Origin of the sequence: Enterobacter cloacae complex sp. P27C, assembly GCF_014895705.1 — a bacterium.
Taxonomy (GTDB): Bacteria; Pseudomonadota; Gammaproteobacteria; order Enterobacterales; family Enterobacteriaceae; genus Enterobacter; species Enterobacter bugandensis.
The window spans coordinates 123,966-141,459 of sequence record NZ_JADBQB010000004.1 but is presented as its reverse complement, the minus strand read 5'-3'; the positions used below and the strand labels follow the sequence as shown (position 1 = coordinate 141,459).

General features: G+C 58.6%; 14 protein-coding genes and 1 pseudogene. 12 read left to right on the top strand and 3 right to left on the bottom strand.

Annotation, left to right across the window (positions count from 1 at the left end; translation table 11 throughout):
- Window positions 1–346: 346 nt before the first annotated feature.
- The 5 genes from arcA to IM291_RS09395 all read left to right on the top strand — a co-directional run bounded on the left by arcA (window position 347) and on the right by IM291_RS09395 (window position 5,529).
- Window positions 347–1,567 (top strand): arginine deiminase, encoded by a 1,221-nt coding sequence (gene arcA, locus IM291_RS09415; protein ID WP_008501384.1) that lies wholly within the window; start codon window positions 347–349, stop codon window positions 1,565–1,567.
- A gap of 9 nt (window positions 1,568–1,576) precedes the next feature.
- Complete coding sequence (gene arcC / locus IM291_RS09410) at window positions 1,577–2,488, top strand: carbamate kinase (protein ID WP_192986708.1); 912 nt, start codon at window positions 1,577–1,579, stop codon at window positions 2,486–2,488.
- Between the two features lie 25 nt (window positions 2,489–2,513).
- Complete coding sequence (gene argF, locus IM291_RS09405; protein WP_003863360.1) at window positions 2,514–3,518, top strand: ornithine carbamoyltransferase; 1,005 nt, start codon at window positions 2,514–2,516, stop codon at window positions 3,516–3,518.
- A gap of 47 nt (window positions 3,519–3,565) precedes the next feature.
- Window positions 3,566–4,969: a YfcC family protein gene (locus tag IM291_RS09400; RefSeq protein ID WP_045259604.1), complete on the top strand. Its 1,404-nt coding sequence runs from the start codon at window positions 3,566–3,568 to the stop codon at window positions 4,967–4,969.
- Between the two features lie 80 nt (window positions 4,970–5,049).
- Complete coding sequence (locus IM291_RS09395) at window positions 5,050–5,529, top strand: arginine repressor (protein ID WP_028015317.1); 480 nt, start codon at window positions 5,050–5,052, stop codon at window positions 5,527–5,529.
- A gap of 3 nt (window positions 5,530–5,532) precedes the next feature.
- Here IM291_RS09395 and IM291_RS09390 read toward each other — a convergent pair.
- Window positions 5,533–5,650 (bottom strand): annotated as a pseudogene (locus IM291_RS09390) (hypothetical protein).
- Here IM291_RS09390 and IM291_RS09385 point away from each other — a divergent pair.
- The 5 genes from IM291_RS09385 (at window position 5,630) to gbpA (ending at window position 9,226) form a co-directional block, all read left to right on the top strand.
- Window positions 5,630–5,734: a pyrBI operon leader peptide gene (locus IM291_RS09385; protein ID WP_022646880.1), complete on the top strand. Its 105-nt coding sequence runs from the start codon at window positions 5,630–5,632 to the stop codon at window positions 5,732–5,734. The pseudogene IM291_RS09390 and the gene IM291_RS09385 sit on opposite strands and share 21 nt — an antisense overlap.
- Before the next feature lie 34 nt (window positions 5,735–5,768).
- Window positions 5,769–6,701, top strand: coding sequence for an aspartate carbamoyltransferase (gene pyrB / locus IM291_RS09380; protein ID WP_028015316.1), 933 nt, complete (start codon window positions 5,769–5,771; stop codon window positions 6,699–6,701).
- Between the two features lie 12 nt (window positions 6,702–6,713).
- Window positions 6,714–7,175 (top strand): aspartate carbamoyltransferase regulatory subunit, encoded by a 462-nt coding sequence (gene pyrI / locus IM291_RS09375; protein WP_010427352.1) that lies wholly within the window; start codon window positions 6,714–6,716, stop codon window positions 7,173–7,175.
- Window positions 7,176–7,248: 73 nt separating this feature from the next.
- Complete coding sequence (ridA, locus tag IM291_RS09370; RefSeq protein WP_003863373.1) at window positions 7,249–7,635, top strand: 2-iminobutanoate/2-iminopropanoate deaminase; 387 nt, start codon at window positions 7,249–7,251, stop codon at window positions 7,633–7,635.
- 139 nt (window positions 7,636–7,774) lie between these two features.
- Window positions 7,775–9,226 (top strand): N-acetylglucosamine-binding protein GbpA, encoded by a 1,452-nt coding sequence (gene gbpA, locus IM291_RS09365; RefSeq protein ID WP_045259606.1) that lies wholly within the window; start codon window positions 7,775–7,777, stop codon window positions 9,224–9,226.
- Window positions 9,227–9,311: 85 nt separating this feature from the next.
- On the opposite strand, the gene IM291_RS09360 is transcribed toward gbpA, so the two are convergent.
- Both IM291_RS09360 and mgtA read right to left on the bottom strand, forming a co-directional pair.
- Entirely contained in the window at window positions 9,312–11,696 is a 2,385-nt protein-coding gene (locus IM291_RS09360) for a beta-N-acetylhexosaminidase (RefSeq protein ID WP_192986706.1), read from the bottom strand.
- Window positions 11,697–11,874: 178 nt separating this feature from the next.
- Window positions 11,875–14,583: a magnesium-translocating P-type ATPase gene (gene mgtA / locus IM291_RS09355; protein ID WP_048957647.1), complete on the bottom strand. Its 2,709-nt coding sequence runs from the start codon at window positions 14,581–14,583 to the stop codon at window positions 11,875–11,877.
- A gap of 390 nt (window positions 14,584–14,973) precedes the next feature.
- Between mgtA and treR the strand changes: the two genes are divergently transcribed.
- Both treR and treB read left to right on the top strand, forming a co-directional pair.
- Window positions 14,974–15,921 carry a trehalose operon repressor TreR gene (treR, locus tag IM291_RS09350; RefSeq protein WP_028015312.1) on the top strand — a complete coding sequence of 316 codons (948 nt, stop codon included), beginning with the start codon at window positions 14,974–14,976 and terminating at the stop codon, window positions 15,919–15,921.
- Window positions 15,922–16,048: 127 nt separating this feature from the next.
- Window positions 16,049–17,467: a PTS trehalose transporter subunit IIBC gene (gene treB, locus IM291_RS09345; RefSeq protein ID WP_028015311.1), complete on the top strand. Its 1,419-nt coding sequence runs from the start codon at window positions 16,049–16,051 to the stop codon at window positions 17,465–17,467.
- Window positions 17,468–17,494: the final 27 nt, after the last annotated feature.

Genomic DNA, 17,494 nt, shown 5'->3' with positions numbered 1-17,494 from the left:
ATTGCATAGCCATTCTTTCAATTTCATTTAATCGTTTAAAATCAAATGGATAACCAATAATTACAAAATGTGTAATTCTACAAAATAATAACAACCTCAAATAATGCCACCGGATCCTGCTTAGCTATTCAACTCCCAATAATATGAAATTAATCATTATCTGATGCGAATCATGCAAATGAAAACAAACTCATTAATATCCATTTTCGCGTGAGCAATATCACATTACGGATTATTTAACTGCCTAGTATAAATCACGAAATCAATTGAGCTTAGCCGCCATGTAATTAAACACACCACATGGCGCATGCCCTTTTTATTCTGAAAAACAGTTAAAGGAATAATTATGGAAAAGCATTACGTCGGTTCTGAAATTGGTCAATTGCGTAGCGTTATGCTGCACCGCCCTAATTTAAGTCTGAAGCGGTTAACCCCCTCAAACTGTCAGGAGCTGTTATTTGATGATGTACTGTCGGTTGAACGGGCGGGTGAGGAGCATGACATCTTTGCAAACACGTTGCGCGAGCAGGGTGTGGAAGTCCTGCTGTTGACCGACCTGCTCACGCAAACGCTTGATATTGCAGAAGCGAAAGCCTGGCTTCTTGAAACGCAAATCTCCGACTATCGCCTCGGGCCAACCTTTGCCGGCGACGTGCGCGGCTGGCTGGCGGATATGCCGCACCGCGAACTGGCGCGGCGATTAAGCGGGGGATTAACCTACGGCGAAATTCCGGCAGCCATTAAAAATATGGTAGTGGATACCCACACGGCGAATGATTTTATTATGAAGCCGCTGCCGAACCATTTATTTACCCGCGATACCTCCTGCTGGATTTATAACGGCGTGTCCATTAACCCGATGGCGAAACCCGCCCGCCAGCGTGAAACCAATAATCTGCGCGCGATATATCGCTGGCACCCGGCATTTGCCGACGGCGATTTTATTAAGTATTTCGGCGACGAGAATATTAATTACGACCACGCCACCTTAGAAGGCGGCGACGTACTGGTGATTGGCCGCGGGGCGGTATTGATCGGCATGTCCGAGCGCACGACGCCGCAGGGCGTGGAGTTCCTCGCCAACAGCCTGTTTAAACACCGTCAGGCCGAACGCGTGATTGCCGTTGAGCTGCCAAAACACCGCTCCTGCATGCACCTCGACACCGTGATGACCCACATCGACGTGGACACCTTCTCCGTCTATCCGGAAGTGGTGCGTAAAGACGCTCAGTGCTGGACGCTCACGCCGGACGGACGCGGCGGCCTGCTGCGCACGCAGGAAACCGACCTGCTGCACGCCATCGAAAAAGCCCTCGGCATTAACCAGGTCCGCCTCATCACCACCGGCGGCGACGCCTTTGAAGCCGAACGCGAGCAGTGGAACGACGCCAACAACGTTCTGACCATCCGCCCTGGCGTGGTGATTGGCTACGAGCGCAACGTCTGGACCAACGAGAAGTACGACAAAGCGGGCATTACCGTGCTGCCGATCCCCGGCGACGAGCTGGGACGCGGTCGCGGCGGCGCGCGCTGCATGAGCTGCCCACTGGAACGCGACGGAATTTAAGGAGCCATCATGGAACGAAAACCCACTCTGGTTGTGGCCCTGGGCGGCAACGCGCTGCTCAAGCGCGGCGAGCCGCTGGAAGCGGATATCCAGCGCCAGAACATCGAGCAGGCCGCCCGCATCATCGCCGGATTAACAGAACAGTGGCGCGTGGTGCTGGTGCACGGCAACGGGCCGCAGGTCGGGCTGCTGGCGCTGCAGAACAGCGCCTACGACAAAGTGACGCCCTACCCGCTGGACGTTCTCGGCGCGGAAAGCCAGGGGATGATCGGCTACATGCTCCAGCAGGCGCTGAAAAACAATCTGCCGCAGCGTGAGGTGAGCGTTCTGCTCACCCAGGTGGAAGTGGACGCCGCCGATCCGGCGTTCAGCAACCCGACCAAGTACATCGGTCCGGTGTACAGCGAAGCGCAGGCGAAAGCGCTGGCCGCAGAAAAAGGCTGGACGTTCAGGGCCGACGGCGCCTATTTCCGCCGCGTGGTGCCCTCTCCGCAGCCGAAGCGCATCGTGGAGAGCGACGCCATTACGGCGCTGATCCAGCGTGACCACCTGGTCATCTGCAACGGCGGCGGTGGCGTGCCGGTAGTGGAAAACGCCAACGGCTATCGCGGCGTTGAAGCGGTGATCGACAAAGACCTCTCCGCCGCCCTGCTGGCGCGCCAGATCGAGGCAGATGCCCTGCTGATCCTCACCGATGCCGACGCGGTGTACCTCGACTGGGGCAAGCCGACCCAGCGCCCGCTGGCGCAGGTGACGCCGGAATTGCTTAAAGACATGCCGTTCGACGCCGGATCGATGGGGCCGAAAGTGGCCGCCTGCCGCGAATTTGTTGAGGCCTGCAACGGCATTGCCGGGATCGGCGCGCTGGCCGACGGCGCGGAGATCCTCGCGGGCGAGAAAGGCACGCTGATTCGTAACTGATCACTCATTTAAAAAGGATTTAGCCATGACCATCAACCTGAAAAACCGCAACTTCCTCAAACTGCTGGACTACACCCCGGCGGAAATTCAGTACCTGATCGACCTCGCCATCGAGCTGAAGGCGGCCAAAAAAGCCGGGCGCGAAAAGCAGACCCTGGTCGGGAAAAACATCGCCCTGATCTTTGAAAAAACCTCCACCCGCACCCGCTGCGCCTTCGAAGTGGGCGCGTTTGACCAGGGCGCGCAGGTTACCTACCTCGGCCCAAGCGGGTCGCAGATCGGTCACAAAGAGTCGATGAAAGACACCGCCCGCGTGCTGGGCCGCATGTATGACGGCATCGAGTACCGTGGCTACGGCCAGGCCATCGTCGAGGAGCTGGGCGAGTACGCGGGCGTGCCGGTGTGGAACGGCCTGACCGACGAGTTCCACCCAACGCAAATTCTCGCTGACCTGATGACCATGCTGGAGCATTCTCCGGGCAAAACCCTGCCGGAGTTGAGCTTTGCCTATCTCGGCGACGCGCGCAACAACATGGGCAACTCCCTGATGGTCGGCGCGGCCAAGATGGGGATGGATATCCGCCTTGTGGCACCGAAATCCTTCTGGCCGGAAGCCGGGCTGGTTGAGCAGTGCCGCGCCATCGCCAAAGAAACGGGCGCACGCATCACCCTCACCGACGACGTGGAAGAAGGCGTGCAGGGCACCGATTTCCTCTACACCGACGTGTGGGTCTCCATGGGAGAGCCGAAGGAGGCCTGGGCCGAGCGCGTCAGCCTGATGAAGCCGTATCAAATCAACGCGGACGTGATGAAGGCCACCGGCAACCCGAACGTCAAGTTCATGCACTGCCTGCCCGCGTTCCACAACGAGCACACTAAAGTGGGCCGCGAGATCGAGATGGCGTACGGCCTGAAGGGGCTGGAGGTGACGGAAGAGGTCTTTGAATCACCGAACTCTATCGTCTTTGACGAAGCAGAAAACCGCATGCACACCATTAAGGCGGTCATGGTGGCGACACTCGGCGACTAATCACCGCCCGGCGCGCCGCGGGGTGCGCCGGGTTTCAGGAGAACATCATGGGCAAGTTCAAGTTTCCCTCCGCTTACACCATTCTCTTTTTTCTGATTGCCGTGGTTGCCGTGCTGACGTGGATTGTTCCGGCCGGGCAGTACCATATGGCGATGAACGAGGCGCTCGGCAAAGAGGTGCCGGTTGCCGGCACCTATGCGCACGTGGCATCGCACCCGCAGGGACTGGTGTCGGTGCTGATGGCGCCGATTGCCGGACTGTACGATCCGGAATCCGGCCAGGCCGGGGCGATCGACGTTGCGCTGTTTATCCTGATCATCGGGGGATTTCTCGGGATCGTCACCAAAACCGGGGCAATTGACGCCGGGATCGAGCGCGTCACCACTAAGCTGCGCGGGCGCGAAGAGTGGATGATCCCGATCCTGATGGCGCTGTTTGCCGCAGGCGGCACGATTTACGGCATGGCCGAAGAGTCGCTGCCCTTCTATACCTTACTGGTGCCGGTGATGCTGGCGGCGCGGTTCGATCCGGTGGTTGCCGCGTCCACCGTACTGCTCGGGGCGGGGATCGGCACGCTCGGGTCCACCATTAACCCGTTCGCGACGGTGATCGCCGCCAACGCCGCCGGGATCCCCTTCACCAATGGGATCATGCTGCGCATCGCGCTGCTGGTCATCGGCTGGATCATCTGCGTGGCGTGGGTGATGCGCTATGCCCGTAAGGTGCGCAAAGATCCGTCGCTGTCGATCGTGGCGGATAAACAGGAGGAGAACCTCGCCCACTTCCTCGGCAACAAGGGCGAGCAGTCGCTGGAATTTACTCCGGTGCGCAAACTCATCCTGGTGATTTTCGCCCTCGCTTTCGCGGTGATGATCTACGGCGTGGCGGTGCTGGGCTGGTGGATGGCGGAGATCTCGGCGGTGTTCCTCGCCAGCGCCATTATCGTTGGGCTTATCGCCCGCATGAGCGAAGAGGAGCTGACGTCGACGTTTATCAACGGCGCGCGAGATTTGCTGGGCGTCGCGCTGATTATCGGCATCGCGCGCGGTATCGTAGTGATTATGGATAAGGGCATGATTACCCACACCATTTTGCACAGCGCCGAGGGGATGGTCACCGGATTGTCGACGGTGGCGTTCATTAACGTGATGTACTGGCTGGAGGTGGTGCTGTCGTTTCTTGTGCCTTCTTCGTCCGGCCTGGCCGTTCTGACGATGCCGATCATGGCGCCCCTTGCCGATTTCGCTAACGTCAACCGCGACCTGGTGGTTACGGCTTACCAGTCGGCGTCCGGCATCGTTAACCTTATCACCCCCACCTCTGCCGTTGTGATGGGCGGGCTGGCTATCGCCCGCGTGCCCTACGTGCGTTATCTGAAATGGGTCGCGCCGCTGCTGGGGATTTTGACGGTGGTGATTATGGTGGCGTTAAGCCTGGGCGCGTTGTTGTGATTTGCCGGATGGCGCTGCGCTCATCCGGCCTACGGATCGGTGCGGTGCCACCGGTTATTTCGGGAACTGATATGGGAACTATGATGGATTACGAAGAGTACTCTCCCAAAGAGCAACTACAGCTAACGGTCTGCCAGCGTCTGATCGCGGAAAAGAGCTATCTCTCTCAGGAAGAGATCCGCCGCGACTTGCAGGAGCGGGGTTTTGAGACCATCAGCCAGTCCACCGTTTCACGTCTGCTCAAGCTGCTTGGCGTCATAAAAATTCGCAATGCCAAAGGGCTAAAGATTTATTCGCTGAATCCCCAGCTGCGCCCTGCCCCCGACGCCGCGCGTACCGTCTCCGAAATGGTGGTGAGCGTGGAGCACAATAGCGAATTTATCCTTATTCATACCGTTGCCGGATATGGCCGCGCGGTGGCGCGTATTCTGGATTATCACCAGTTACCGGAAATTTTAGGCGTGGTGGCGGGAAGCAGTATTGTCTGGGTCGCGCCCCGGGTGGTGAAACGTACCGCGCTGGTGCATAAGCAAATTAATTATTTACTCAGAATGCATTAATATTCATAAAGAACCGTTTGCATTGAGTAAAGCGTGCATTAAATCGCTTGATCCCAAAAACGAGCTGCGTATAATGCCCGACAATTTGCCGGGAGGAAGCATGGTCAAGCGTGTACGACATAACGTCTTACCGCGTCTGAAATCAGACGCTGGCCTGCCGTTTTTCTTCCCGTTGCTAAACCTATTCCCAGAGCCCCTCATTTGAGGGGCTTTTTTTTGCCCGGCGTCAGGAGATAAACATGAATCCGCTTTATCAAAAACACATCATTTCCATAAACGACCTCAGCCGCGAAGAGCTGGAACTGGTTCTGGAAACCGCGGCAAAACTGAAGGCCAATCCGCAGCCGGAGCTGCTGAAGCACAAGGTGATCGCGAGCTGTTTCTTTGAAGCCTCGACGCGCACCCGCCTCTCCTTTGAAACCTCCATGCACCGCCTGGGCGCGAGCGTGGTGGGCTTCTCGGACAGCAGCAACACGTCGCTGGGCAAAAAAGGCGAAACCCTGGCGGATACCATTTCAGTGATCAGCACCTACGTTGACGCGATTGTGATGCGCCACCCGCAGGAGGGCGCGGCGCGTCTGGCGACCGAGTTTTCTGGCGGCATTCCGGTGCTGAACGCCGGTGACGGCGCCAACCAGCATCCGACGCAGACCCTGCTGGACCTGTTCACCATTCAGGAGACACAGGGCACGCTTGAAAACCTGAACATCGCCATGGTCGGTGACCTGAAGTACGGCCGCACCGTCCACTCCCTGACCCAGGCGCTGGCGAAATTTAGCGGCAACCGCTTCTTCTTCATCGCCCCGGACGCGCTGGCGATGCCGCAGTACATCCTCGACATGCTGGACGAGAAAGGCATTACGTGGAGCCTGCACGCCAGCATCGAAGAGGTGGTGGGTAACGTGGATATTCTCTATATGACCCGCGTGCAGAAAGAGCGTCTGGATCCGTCCGAATACGCCAACGTGAAGGCGCAGTTCGTGCTGCGCGCCAGCGATCTCGACGGCGCACGCGACAACATGAAGGTGCTGCACCCGCTGCCGCGCATCGATGAGATTGCCACCGACGTGGATAAAACGCCGCACGCCTGGTACTTCCAGCAGGCCGGAAACGGCATCTTCGCTCGCCAGGCGTTACTGGCACTGGTTCTGAATCGCGAATTAGCTCTGTAAGGGGAGACGACCATGACACACGATAACAAACTCCAGGTTGAAGCCATCAAGCGTGGCACCGTGATTGACCACATCCCTGCGCAGGTGGGCTTTAAGCTGCTGACGCTGTTCAAACTGACCGAAACCGACCAGCGCATCACCATCGGCCTGAACCTGCCGTCCGGCGAAATGGGCCGTAAAGATCTGATCAAGATCGAGAACACCTTCCTGACCGACGAGCAGGTCAACCAGCTGTCGCTGTACGCGCCGGACGCCACGGTTAACCGCATCGACGATTACGACGTGGTGGGCAAATCCCGCCCGAGCCTGCCGGAGCGCATCGAAAGCGTGCTGGTCTGCCCGAACAGCAACTGCATCAGCCACGCCGAGCCGGTTTCGTCCAGCTTTGCAGTGAAAAAGCGCGCCAATGACATCGCGCTTAAATGCAAATACTGCGAAAAAGAGTTTTCCCATTATGTGGTGCTGGCCAACTAATTGAGGTTGGTAATGAAATCCCGGCTGTTATAATGGCCGGGAACATTCTTAACGCTGTAATTCTGGAGAAAAAATGAGCAAAGTACTCGCGACGGAAAATGCACCAGCGGCTATCGGCCCATACGTTCAGGGCGTTGATCTGGGCAGCATGATCATCACCTCTGGCCAGATCCCGGTAAACCCGAAAACCGGTGAAGTACCGGCCGACGTGGCGGCGCAGGCGCGTCAGTCGCTGGAAAACGTGCAAGCTATCGTTGAATCTGCGGGCCTGAAAGTGGGTGATATCGTCAAAACGACGGTGTTCGTGAAAGATCTGAACGACTTCGCCACCGTTAACGCCACTTACGAAGCGTTCTTCACCGAGCACAACGCCACCTTCCCGGCGCGCTCCTGCGTGGAAGTGGCGCGTCTGCCAAAAGACGTGAAAATTGAAATTGAAGCGATCGCCGTACGTCGTTAATACATTTCAATAAACAGAAGGCAGCTCGGGCTGCCTTTTTTATTTCGGTTATTTTTACTCTCCGGGTAAAATGACACAGAGCCAGATCCATTATTAGACTCTCCCTCGCCTAGTAATATTCTCTAATAATGGATGAGTAATGAAACTTTCAAAAATTGCACTTGCCCTCGCAACAGTGACCGTTGCATCTTCGGCATTTGCTCACGGATATATTGAATCTCCTGCCAGCCGCGCCTATATGTGTAAGCTGGGTCAAAATATTGATTGCGGCTCCGTACAGTATGAACCGCAGAGCGTAGAGAAAACCTCCGGCTTCCCGACCGGGGCAGAGCCAGCAGACGGACACCTCGCCAGCGCGGGTATCTCTCAATATTCTCAGCTGGATAAGCAGAGCCTGAATGCGTGGACTAAAAACCCGATGACCGCGGGCCCGCATGAATTTGTCTGGCACCATACTGCGCCGCACAAAACCACCAACTGGCGTTATTACATTACCAAACAAAACTGGGACCCAAATAAGCCGCTAACTCGCGATCAGTTTGAATTAACCCCGTTCTGTACAATTAACGGAAATAGCCAGGCGCCAGCCGTAACTAAATCCATGACCTGTAATGTTCCTGAACGCACAGGCTATCAGGTAATTTACGGCGTATGGGAAATTGCAGATACCACAAACAGCTTCTATCAGGCTATCGACGTTGATTTCGGGAATGGCGGCAACGTTACCCCGGACGAAACGCCTGCGGTTGTGTCCGAGTGGAGCAAAACCCTGAGCGGCCAGATTGCCGGTAATAACCTGAACGTGGGCGATAAAGTTATCGCACGCTTCTTCGACGCCCACGGCGAAGTGACCGCCATGCGCACCGAGATGACCATCGGCTCTGCTGAACAAGGCGACGCTAACCAGTGGTCCTACGATCTGGCGCAGAAGATCAACACCGCACAGCACGACGTGCGCGTCGGCGTGAAAGATGAAGCCGGTGACATCAGCCCGGTTCACGGCGCCAACAGCGTATTCGTGAAAGACGGCAGCACGCTGCAGTCCGTTGCTATCTCTTATGAAGAGCAAAAAGCGCAGGTGAATGAGACCATTGCCGTTACCGATCTGCAATACAGCAAAATCGAACATGGCAACGCGACCGTGACCTTCCACGTGAATACGCAGGGCGACGTGAATTTTGAAGCACACGTGATGAACCACCACGGTGCGGAAAAAGGCTACCTGAAGCAGGACATGAACAACAGCAATCAGGACGTCACCATGACCCTGACCGACGTGACCGCCGGTCACCACATGCTGAAATACTACGCGACCAATAAAGACGGCACCCTGTTCGCGCAGGACGTCCTGAACCTGATGCTGGAAGGCGATGCCGCTGCGGATAGCACCGGCCACCACGACTTTACCTTCCCGGACAATATCGCGTCGTACAAGGCGGGTACCGTGGTGCTTCAGCCTAAAGACGGTAAGACCTACGAATGTAAGCCATTCCCGTACAGCGGCTTCTGCGTGCAGTACAGCCCAACCGCAAACCAGTATGAGCCAGGCGTTGGCGCACACTGGAAAGAGGCGTGGGTTCTGAAGAACTGAGTGGCCTTTACGCCCGGCGGCACTGCGTTTGCCGGGCCTACACACCACGTAGGCCCGGTAAGCGCAGCGCCACCGGGCATGCGTGTTACTGATTTCGCGTGGCGCGTAGCAGCGTCTCCAGCGGATAGACCGCCGCAATCACCACCTCATCCTGCACCTTCGCCGCGCTGTCCAGCTCGCTCTGGATCGACGCGATCTCTTTGTCGTCCAGCGTCCCCTGACGCGCCACCAGATCCGTCAGCCTCAGGCCAATCGAGGCCAGCTTATCCACCTCCAGAATGACCGGCTTAATGGCCTTCAGCTGATAGCTGTTTTCGCTCAAGGCCAGCACATCGCTGGTGTTGTTCTGCCAGCGGTTAAAGACGTGGCGCAGCGCCTCGGCGCTCTCCGTGTCTTCCGCGTCGCTCACCAGGCGGTCCGCCCACTTGTGCATCTGGCGCACGGTAGCGCTTTCGGCGTTCAGCGCATCTGCAAGTCTGTTAAGCGGCTCAAACTGATGGTAGTTTCCGGCCTGGAACTTCAGGTGCTGGCGGGTGTAATACTGGGCCGGCTCGAGCGCCTGGGCGAGGATTTGCAGCGGCAGTGTGTCGGCATTGTTAGCGAGGCGCGTGAACTGCACCTGCTGCTGGGTATGCTGCTGCAGCCCGACGGACACCGTCGACCAGCTGTCCATCGCCTGCAGGCGGGTATACATGTTATCGACGTCGTTGACGTCCTGCGCGGACCACAGCCGCTCCGCCACCGCAAAGGCGCGCGGCCACAGGCGGATGTCCAGCACCGGCGCGACCACGTTTTCCGCCCACAGCGCGGCTTCGCCGCCGAGCAGGTTGGCCTGATTCGCCACGTCCGGCACGACCGGAGGGGTACCTTTCGGCACGTCGTCCAGACGCGCGCCGCTAATCGGGTAGCGGGTGTTTCCCACCAGGAAATAGCCGGTGAGTTTGTCGTTATCAACGTTGACCACCGGGCGCGTTTCACCCATCCAGGTGTCGACGGTAAAGGTCACCTGGTTGTCGTCGCGCCACTGAATGTTATTCACCGCCCGACGCGATTTCCCGGCAAAATCAATAAATCCGCGCCACCCGGCGTCGCCTTTCACCAGCGTAAAGCTGCCTTCCACCGGCTTGCCCTTCAGGCGCGGCATGGAGAAAGCCCAGCTCTGGGCGCTGTCGGTGTCCGCTATCACGTCCACGCCACTCAGCCCCTGCGGCACGATTTCGTTGCGGTAGTGATAGGCGGTGGACTGGGGCTGGTCGAGGTAGAAGCCGGTTGAGAGAATGCCCTTATAGCCGTTCTGCGCCACCTGCCCCAGCGCGTCCTGTCCCTGCCAGGACTGGATCAGAATGCTTTTCGGCAGATCGGGATGGTAGATCTCATCCCAGCCGACCATCTGCCGGTGGTGCTTCTCAAGGATCGTCTCCAGCTTGCGGTTGAAATACGCCTGCAGCGCGTGGCTGTCCGCCAGTTTGTTGTCGCGCATAAATCTCTGGATCGCCGCGTTTGCCTTCCACTGGCTGTCGTCCACCTCATCGCCGCCGATATGCAGATACGGATCGGGGAAGATCGCCGCCAGTTCGCTGACCATCGCGTCGGCGAAGGTGTAGGTCGCCTCTTTGATGGGATCCAGCACCGGCTTCAGCACGCCCCAGTGGCGCTCCATAGCGTACGGCCCCGGCGCGCTCATCAGTTCTGGATAGGCGACGGCAATCGCTGAGGCGTGGCCCGGCATATCGATTTCCGGCACCACGCGTATGCCGCGTTCGGCAGCGTAACGCACAATCTCGCGCATCTGCTCAGGGGTGTAGAACAGCCCGTCGCTGGCAAGCTGGGTTAATTTTGGATAACGCTTCGAGGTAAAGCGCCAGCCCTGATCGTCAGTCAGATGCCAGTGCAGGACGTTGAGCTTAGCCGCGGCCATACCGTCGATCTGGCGTTTGATATCGGGTAACGGGATGAAATGGCGCGCCGAATCGAGCAGCAGCCCGCGCCACGGGAAGCGCGGCGAATCTTCGATGGTTACCCACGGAATCGAGGTGTTTTCGGCACCGTTCTGCATCAGCTGGAGCAAGGTTTCCATTGCGCGCAATGCGCCAAAGCGGGTGTTAGCGGAGATGTTCACGCCGTTGGCATCCACTATGAGTTTGTAGCTCTCATCGCTGTCCGGCAGCGGCTGCGGCTTCACCTTTTTAGCGATGGCGATACGGATGGTCGGCTTGTCAGGTTTTTCGGCCTGTGGCTGTAGCGTCCAGCCGGTTTGCAGCGCAATGCGCTGGCGCAGGCGGTTGACCGCGTCCCCCAGATCGTCGCCGCTGACGCTCACGGAGAGTTGATTGTTAAGCACCAGCGCGCCCTGCGTCGTCGGGCGTTCAACCTTCGCAGGCCAGGGCATCAGGGGAAGATCGCCTGCCGGCGCGGCAAAAGCGGAGGCGCCGAGCATAAGCCCGGCGGTTAAGAGACTGTACCGTAACATGAATGTTCCTTATCTGACGGGCCAAATACAGGCAAAACATTCTGTTAACATGCGTACAAATTGTCGTCAAGCGAATGCGCCAACGGAGATCACAGGTTGTTGAATTTGGGAGGAAAGCCAGATGCCGGGTGGCGGCTTCGCCTTACCCGGCCTACGTTTGGATTGTGGCAAAATGAGCTTACTGCCACCCATATCGACGCGCATAGAATCCTTTCACCATCTGGGTCAGCACCATATAACCCGCGAGGATCGCCACCAGCCATGGGAAGTAGCTCAGCGGCAGCGCCTGAAGTTGCAGGTAGCTTGCCAGCGGTGAGAACGGCAGCGCGATACCCAGCGCCATCACAATGCCCGTCATCACAATCAGCGGCCACGCGGCACGGCTCTGGATGAACGGAATGCGGCGCGTGCGGATCATATGCACAATCAGCGTCTGGGACAGCAGCCCTACCACGAACCAGCCGGACTGGAACAGCGTCTGGTGTTCCGGGGTGTTGGCGTGGAACACAAACCACATCAGGCAGAAGGTCAGAATGTCGAAGATGGAGCTGATCGGCCCAAAGAACAGCATAAAGCGGCCCAGATCGGCGGGGTTCCAGCGCTGCGGCTTCTGGATCTGCTCGTCGTCCACGTTATCAAACGGGATCGCTACCTGAGAGACATCGTACATCAGGTTCTGGATCAGCAGGTGCAGCGGCAGCATCGGCAGGAACGGCAGAAACGCGCTCGCCACCAGCACGCTGAAGACGTTACCGAAGTTGGAGCTGGCGGTCATTTTGATGTACTTGAGCATGTTGGCGAAGGTGCGGCGCCCTTCAATGACGCCCTCCTCCAGCACCATCAGGCTCTTTTCCAGCAGGATGATATCCGCCGCTTCACGGGCGATATCCACGGCGCCGTCCACGGAGATGCCAATGTCCGCCGCACGCAGCGCGGGCGCATCGTTGATGCCGTCGCCCATAAAGCCCACCACGTGCCCTTCACGACGCAGCAGCGTCACAATGCGCTCTTTGTGCATCGGCGTCAGGCGGGCAAACAGCGTCGTGCGCTGGGCAAGCTGCGCCAGTTCGTCGTCGGTGAGGTGCTCAATGTCGCTCCCGACCACCACGTCGCCCGCGTCCAGCCCCACTTCGTGACACACTTTGGCAGCCACCAGCTCGCTGTCACCGGTGAGAATTTTGACGGTGATGCCGCTCGCCTTCAGCGCCTTCAGCGCCGGTGCGGTGGTCTCTTTCGGCGGATCGAGGAATGCGATGTAACCCTCGAGGATCAAATCGGATTCGTCGATACGCTGATAGTCCCCCTCCCGCGCGGGCAGGAATTTGCTCGCCACCGCCACCACGCGCAGCCCCTGACGGTTCAGGTTGTCGGTGACGCGCTTGATGCGGCGCAGCATGGTGTCGTCCAGCGGCACGATCTCCCCGTTATGGCGCACCTGCGTGGAGACGTTCAGGATCTCCTGCAGCGCGCCTTTGCAGATCAGCTGGTGCACGTCCGGCTGCTCGCTCACCACCACCGACATGCGGCGGCGCTCGAAGTCGAACGGGATTTCGTCCACCTTCTGCCAGCGGCCGGAGAGCGTACGGGCGGCCTCCTCGTCCACGCCTTCCAGCACCGCCACGTCGAGCAGGTTTTTCAGCCCGGTCTGGTAGTGGCTGTTCAGCCACGCGCTGTGGAGCACGCGCTCGCTGGTTTTACCAGCGATGTCGGTGTGGTTCTCCAGCACGATTTTGTCCTGCGTCAGGGTGCCGGTTTTATCGGTGCAGAGGATGTCCATCGCGCCAAAGTTCTGGATGGCGTCGAGGTGCTTGACGATCACCTTTTGTTTAGAGAGTTTGACCGCCCCGCGCGCCAGCGTGGAGGTAACGATCATCGGCAGCATTTCCGGCGTCAGGCCGACGGCCACGGAGAGCGCAAACAGCGCCGCCTCCCACCAGTCGCCCTTGGTGTAGCCGTTGATCAACAGGACAATCGGCGTCATGACCATCATAAAGCGGATCAGCAGCATGCTGACGCGGCCAATCCCTTTCTGGAAGGCGTTCGGCTCGCTCTCCTGCTCGCTGACGCGTCCGGCCAGCTGGCCAAACCAGGTGTTGCCCCCGGTGGCGGTGACAATTGCCTGCGCCGTGCCGCTGACCACCGTGGTGCCCATAAAGCACAGGGTGTCGCACTCGAGCGGGTTCATCTGCTGCGGGTCGCGGCTGCGCGATACCTTCTCAACGGGCAGGGACTCGCCAGTCAGGGAGGCCTGCGCCACGAACAGATCCCGCGCCTGGATGATGCGTAAATCCGCCGGGATCATGTCTCCCGCCGCCAGCTTCACCAGGTCGCCCGGCACCAGCTGGTCAATGGGCAGCTCAACCCAGGCGTTTTCGCCGAGGTCGTTAATCACGCGCGAGACGGTCGCGGTGTTGCTGACCATCGCCTTCAGGGCGTCCGCCGCTTTGGTGGAGCGGGCTTCCTGAATGAAGTTCAGCAGCGTGGAGATACCCACCATCAGGGCAATCACGCCCGCGGCAAAGAGATCTTCCGTCGCGTAAGAGATAATGCCGAGTACGGTCAGCAGCAGGTTGAACGGGTTGCGGTAGCAGAGCCACAGGTGCACCCACCACGGAGAGGGCTTCTGCGCCGGGATCTGGTTATCGCCGTGCACGGCGCGGATTTTTTCCACTTCAGACGCGTTCAGCCCTTCCGGATGGCCGCCAAAGGCGCGCCAGACTTCGTTTTCATCCATCGCCGCCACGTTCAGGCAGCGTTCGGTCAGGGACGCCGGGATCGCCGCTCCCGCCATGTTTTTGGCATTGGGCAGCGGATCGCGCTGAACAAGACGGTGTGGCAGATGGCGGCTCAGCAGCGCCTGCAGCTGCCGGGTGATATTTTTAAACATAGACATTCCTCCGCATCCGCCAGGCGGACGCAGCATTCCCTTCAGGCGTGGCAAAGCCGTACCTGTCAGGCACTCAATTTTTCAAGCAGGAACGTTTGGGACGTTGCTGCCTCACATTACCGGTGAGACAGCAAAAGCTGGCTTACCGGAAAGAACAAATTCTCCCGTTCAGGAGAGGTGCGGGATCGGGATCCATAAAGCCTCCGGTAAGTAAAAAAACAGGGTGTCGCCGCGCAGTATAAAGATTTAAGCGTACCCTTTGTGACGATTCGGGCGGTATTATACGCGCCTGCAAATAAACAGTACGTAAACCAGACTTTGCCCATAGCGAAATCGCGCTATAGCATTAGGCTCAATTGACCATTTTGTCGTTGTTACAGGGAAAACAGCATGCAGAACCGCCTTACAATTAAAGACATCGCGCGTTTAAGCGGCGTGGGGAAATCAACCGTCTCACGCGTGCTGAACAACGAAAGCGGCGTCAGCGAACGCACCCGCGAGCGCGTTGAGGCGGTCATGAATCAGCACGGTTTTTCCCCTTCCCGCTCCGCGCGCGCCATGCGCGGGCAGAGCGATAAAGTGGTTGCGATCATCGTTTCGCGTCTGGATTCCCTCTCCGAAAACCTCGCCGTTCAGACCATGCTGCCTGCCTTCTACGAGCAGGGCTATGATCCGATCATGATGGAGAGCCAGTTCTCGCCACAGCTGGTGGAAGAACATCTCGGCATGCTCCAGCGCCGTAACATTGACGGCGTGGTGCTGTTTGGTTTTACCGGCATTGACGAGGAGATGCTGAAACACTGGCAGCCGTCTCTGGTGCTGCTGGCGCGCGATGCCCACGGCTTTGCCTCCGTCTGTTATGACGATGAGGGGGCGATTATTACCCTGATGCAGCGCCTGTACGAAGAAGGCCACCGCCACATCAGCTATCTGGGCGTGCCGCACGCGGACGTTACCACCGGCAAGCGCCGCCACGAAGCCTATCTGGCCTTTTGCAAAAAGCACAATCTCCCTGCCGTGGCCTCCCTGCCGGGGCTGGGCATGAAGCAGGGCTACGAGCAGGTCGCCAGCGTCCTGACGCCGCAGACCACCGCGCTGGTGTGCGCCACGGACACCCTTGCGCTGGGTGCCAGCAAGTATCTGCAGGAGCAGCGCATTGATAACCTGCAGGTGGCGAGCGTCGGCAGCACGCCGCTGATGAAGTTCCTGCACCCTGAAATTATCACCGTCGATCCGGGCTACGCCGAGTCCGGCAGACAGGCCGCCGCGCAGCTGATCGAGCAGATCAACGGGCGGAGCGAGCCGCGCCAGATCGTTATTCCTGCCCGTCTCTCATAACCCCCCTGAATCGTTTATTGTGATCTTCGCCCGATTTCGGGAACGTTCCCATTTTCGCCGTCACGCTGAAGGAGTAGGCTTGCGCTCAGGTCATTACCCCCCTCAACATCTGTCATGAGGTTTCATGATGAGTAAAGTCAAACAAGCAGATATCGATCGGCTGATCGTCCTGGTCGGCGGCCGCGAGAACATCGCCACCGTCAGCCATTGCATTACCCGCCTGCGCTTCGTGCTGAACGATCCGGCCAGGGCCAACCCGAAGGCGATTGAAGAGCTTTCCATGGTGAAAGGCTGCTTCACCAACGCCGGACAGTTCCAGGTGGTGATTGGTACCGAAGTGGGCGATTACTATCAGGCTCTGCTGGCGACCACCGGACACTCTTCTGCCGATAAAGAGCAGGCGAAGAAGGCGGCGCGCCAGAATATGAAGTGGCACGAGCAGCTGATTTCCCACTTTGCAGAAATCTTCTTCCCGCTGCTGCCGGCGCTGATCAGCGGGGGCTTAATTTTGGGCTTCCGTAACGTCATCGGCGATGTGCCAATGAGCGACGGTAAAACCCTGGCGCAGATGTACCCGGCGCTGCAAAGCATCTATGACTTCCTGTGGCTGATTGGCGAAGCGATCTTCTTCTATCTGCCGGTGGGGATTTGCTGGTCCGCGGTGCGCAAGATGGGCGGTACGCCAATTCTCGGTATCGTACTGGGCGTCACGCTGGTCTCTCCGCAGTTAATGAACGCTTACTTACTTGGTCAGCAGGTGCCGGAAGTGTGGAACTTCGGCCTGTTTACCATCGCCAAGGTGGGCTATCAGGCGCAGGTCATTCCGGCCCTGCTGGCGGGTCTGGCGCTGGGCTTTATTGAGACGCGTCTGAAGCGCATCGTGCCGGATTACCTCTACCTGGTGGTGGTGCCGGTCTGCTCGCTGATCCTGGCCGTCTTCCTGGCGCACGCTTTTATCGGTCCGTTTGGCCGCATGATCGGCGACGGCGTGGCCTTCGCGGTGCGTCATCTGATGACCGGCAGCTTCGCGCCAATCGGTGCCGCGCTGTTTGGCTTCCTGTATGCCCCGCTGGTGATCACCGGCGTGCACCAGACCACGCTGGCCATCGATATGCAGATGATCCAGAGCCTCGGCGGTACCCCGGTCTGGCCGATTATCGCCCTCTCTAACATCGCACAGGCCTCTGCGGTGACCGGCATCATTATCGTTAGCCGTAAGCACAACGAGCGTGAGATCTCCGTTCCGGCGGCCATCTCCGCCTATCTCGGCGTCACCGAACCGGCGATGTACGGTATCAACCTGAAGTATCGCTTCCCGATGCTCTGCGCGATGATCGGCTCTGGCCTGGCGGGCCTGCTGTGCGGCCTGAACGGCGTGATGGCGAACGGGATTGGCGTCGGCGGCCTGCCGGGGATCCTCTCCATCCAGCCTACTTTCTGGCAAGTGTTTGCCCTGGCCATGGCGGTGGCGATTATCGTCCCCATGGCGCTCACCACCGTGGTTTACCAGCGTAAGTTCCGTCAGGGCACGCTGCAGATTGTTTAACTTCATCTTTCGGGGCGCAGTTGCGCC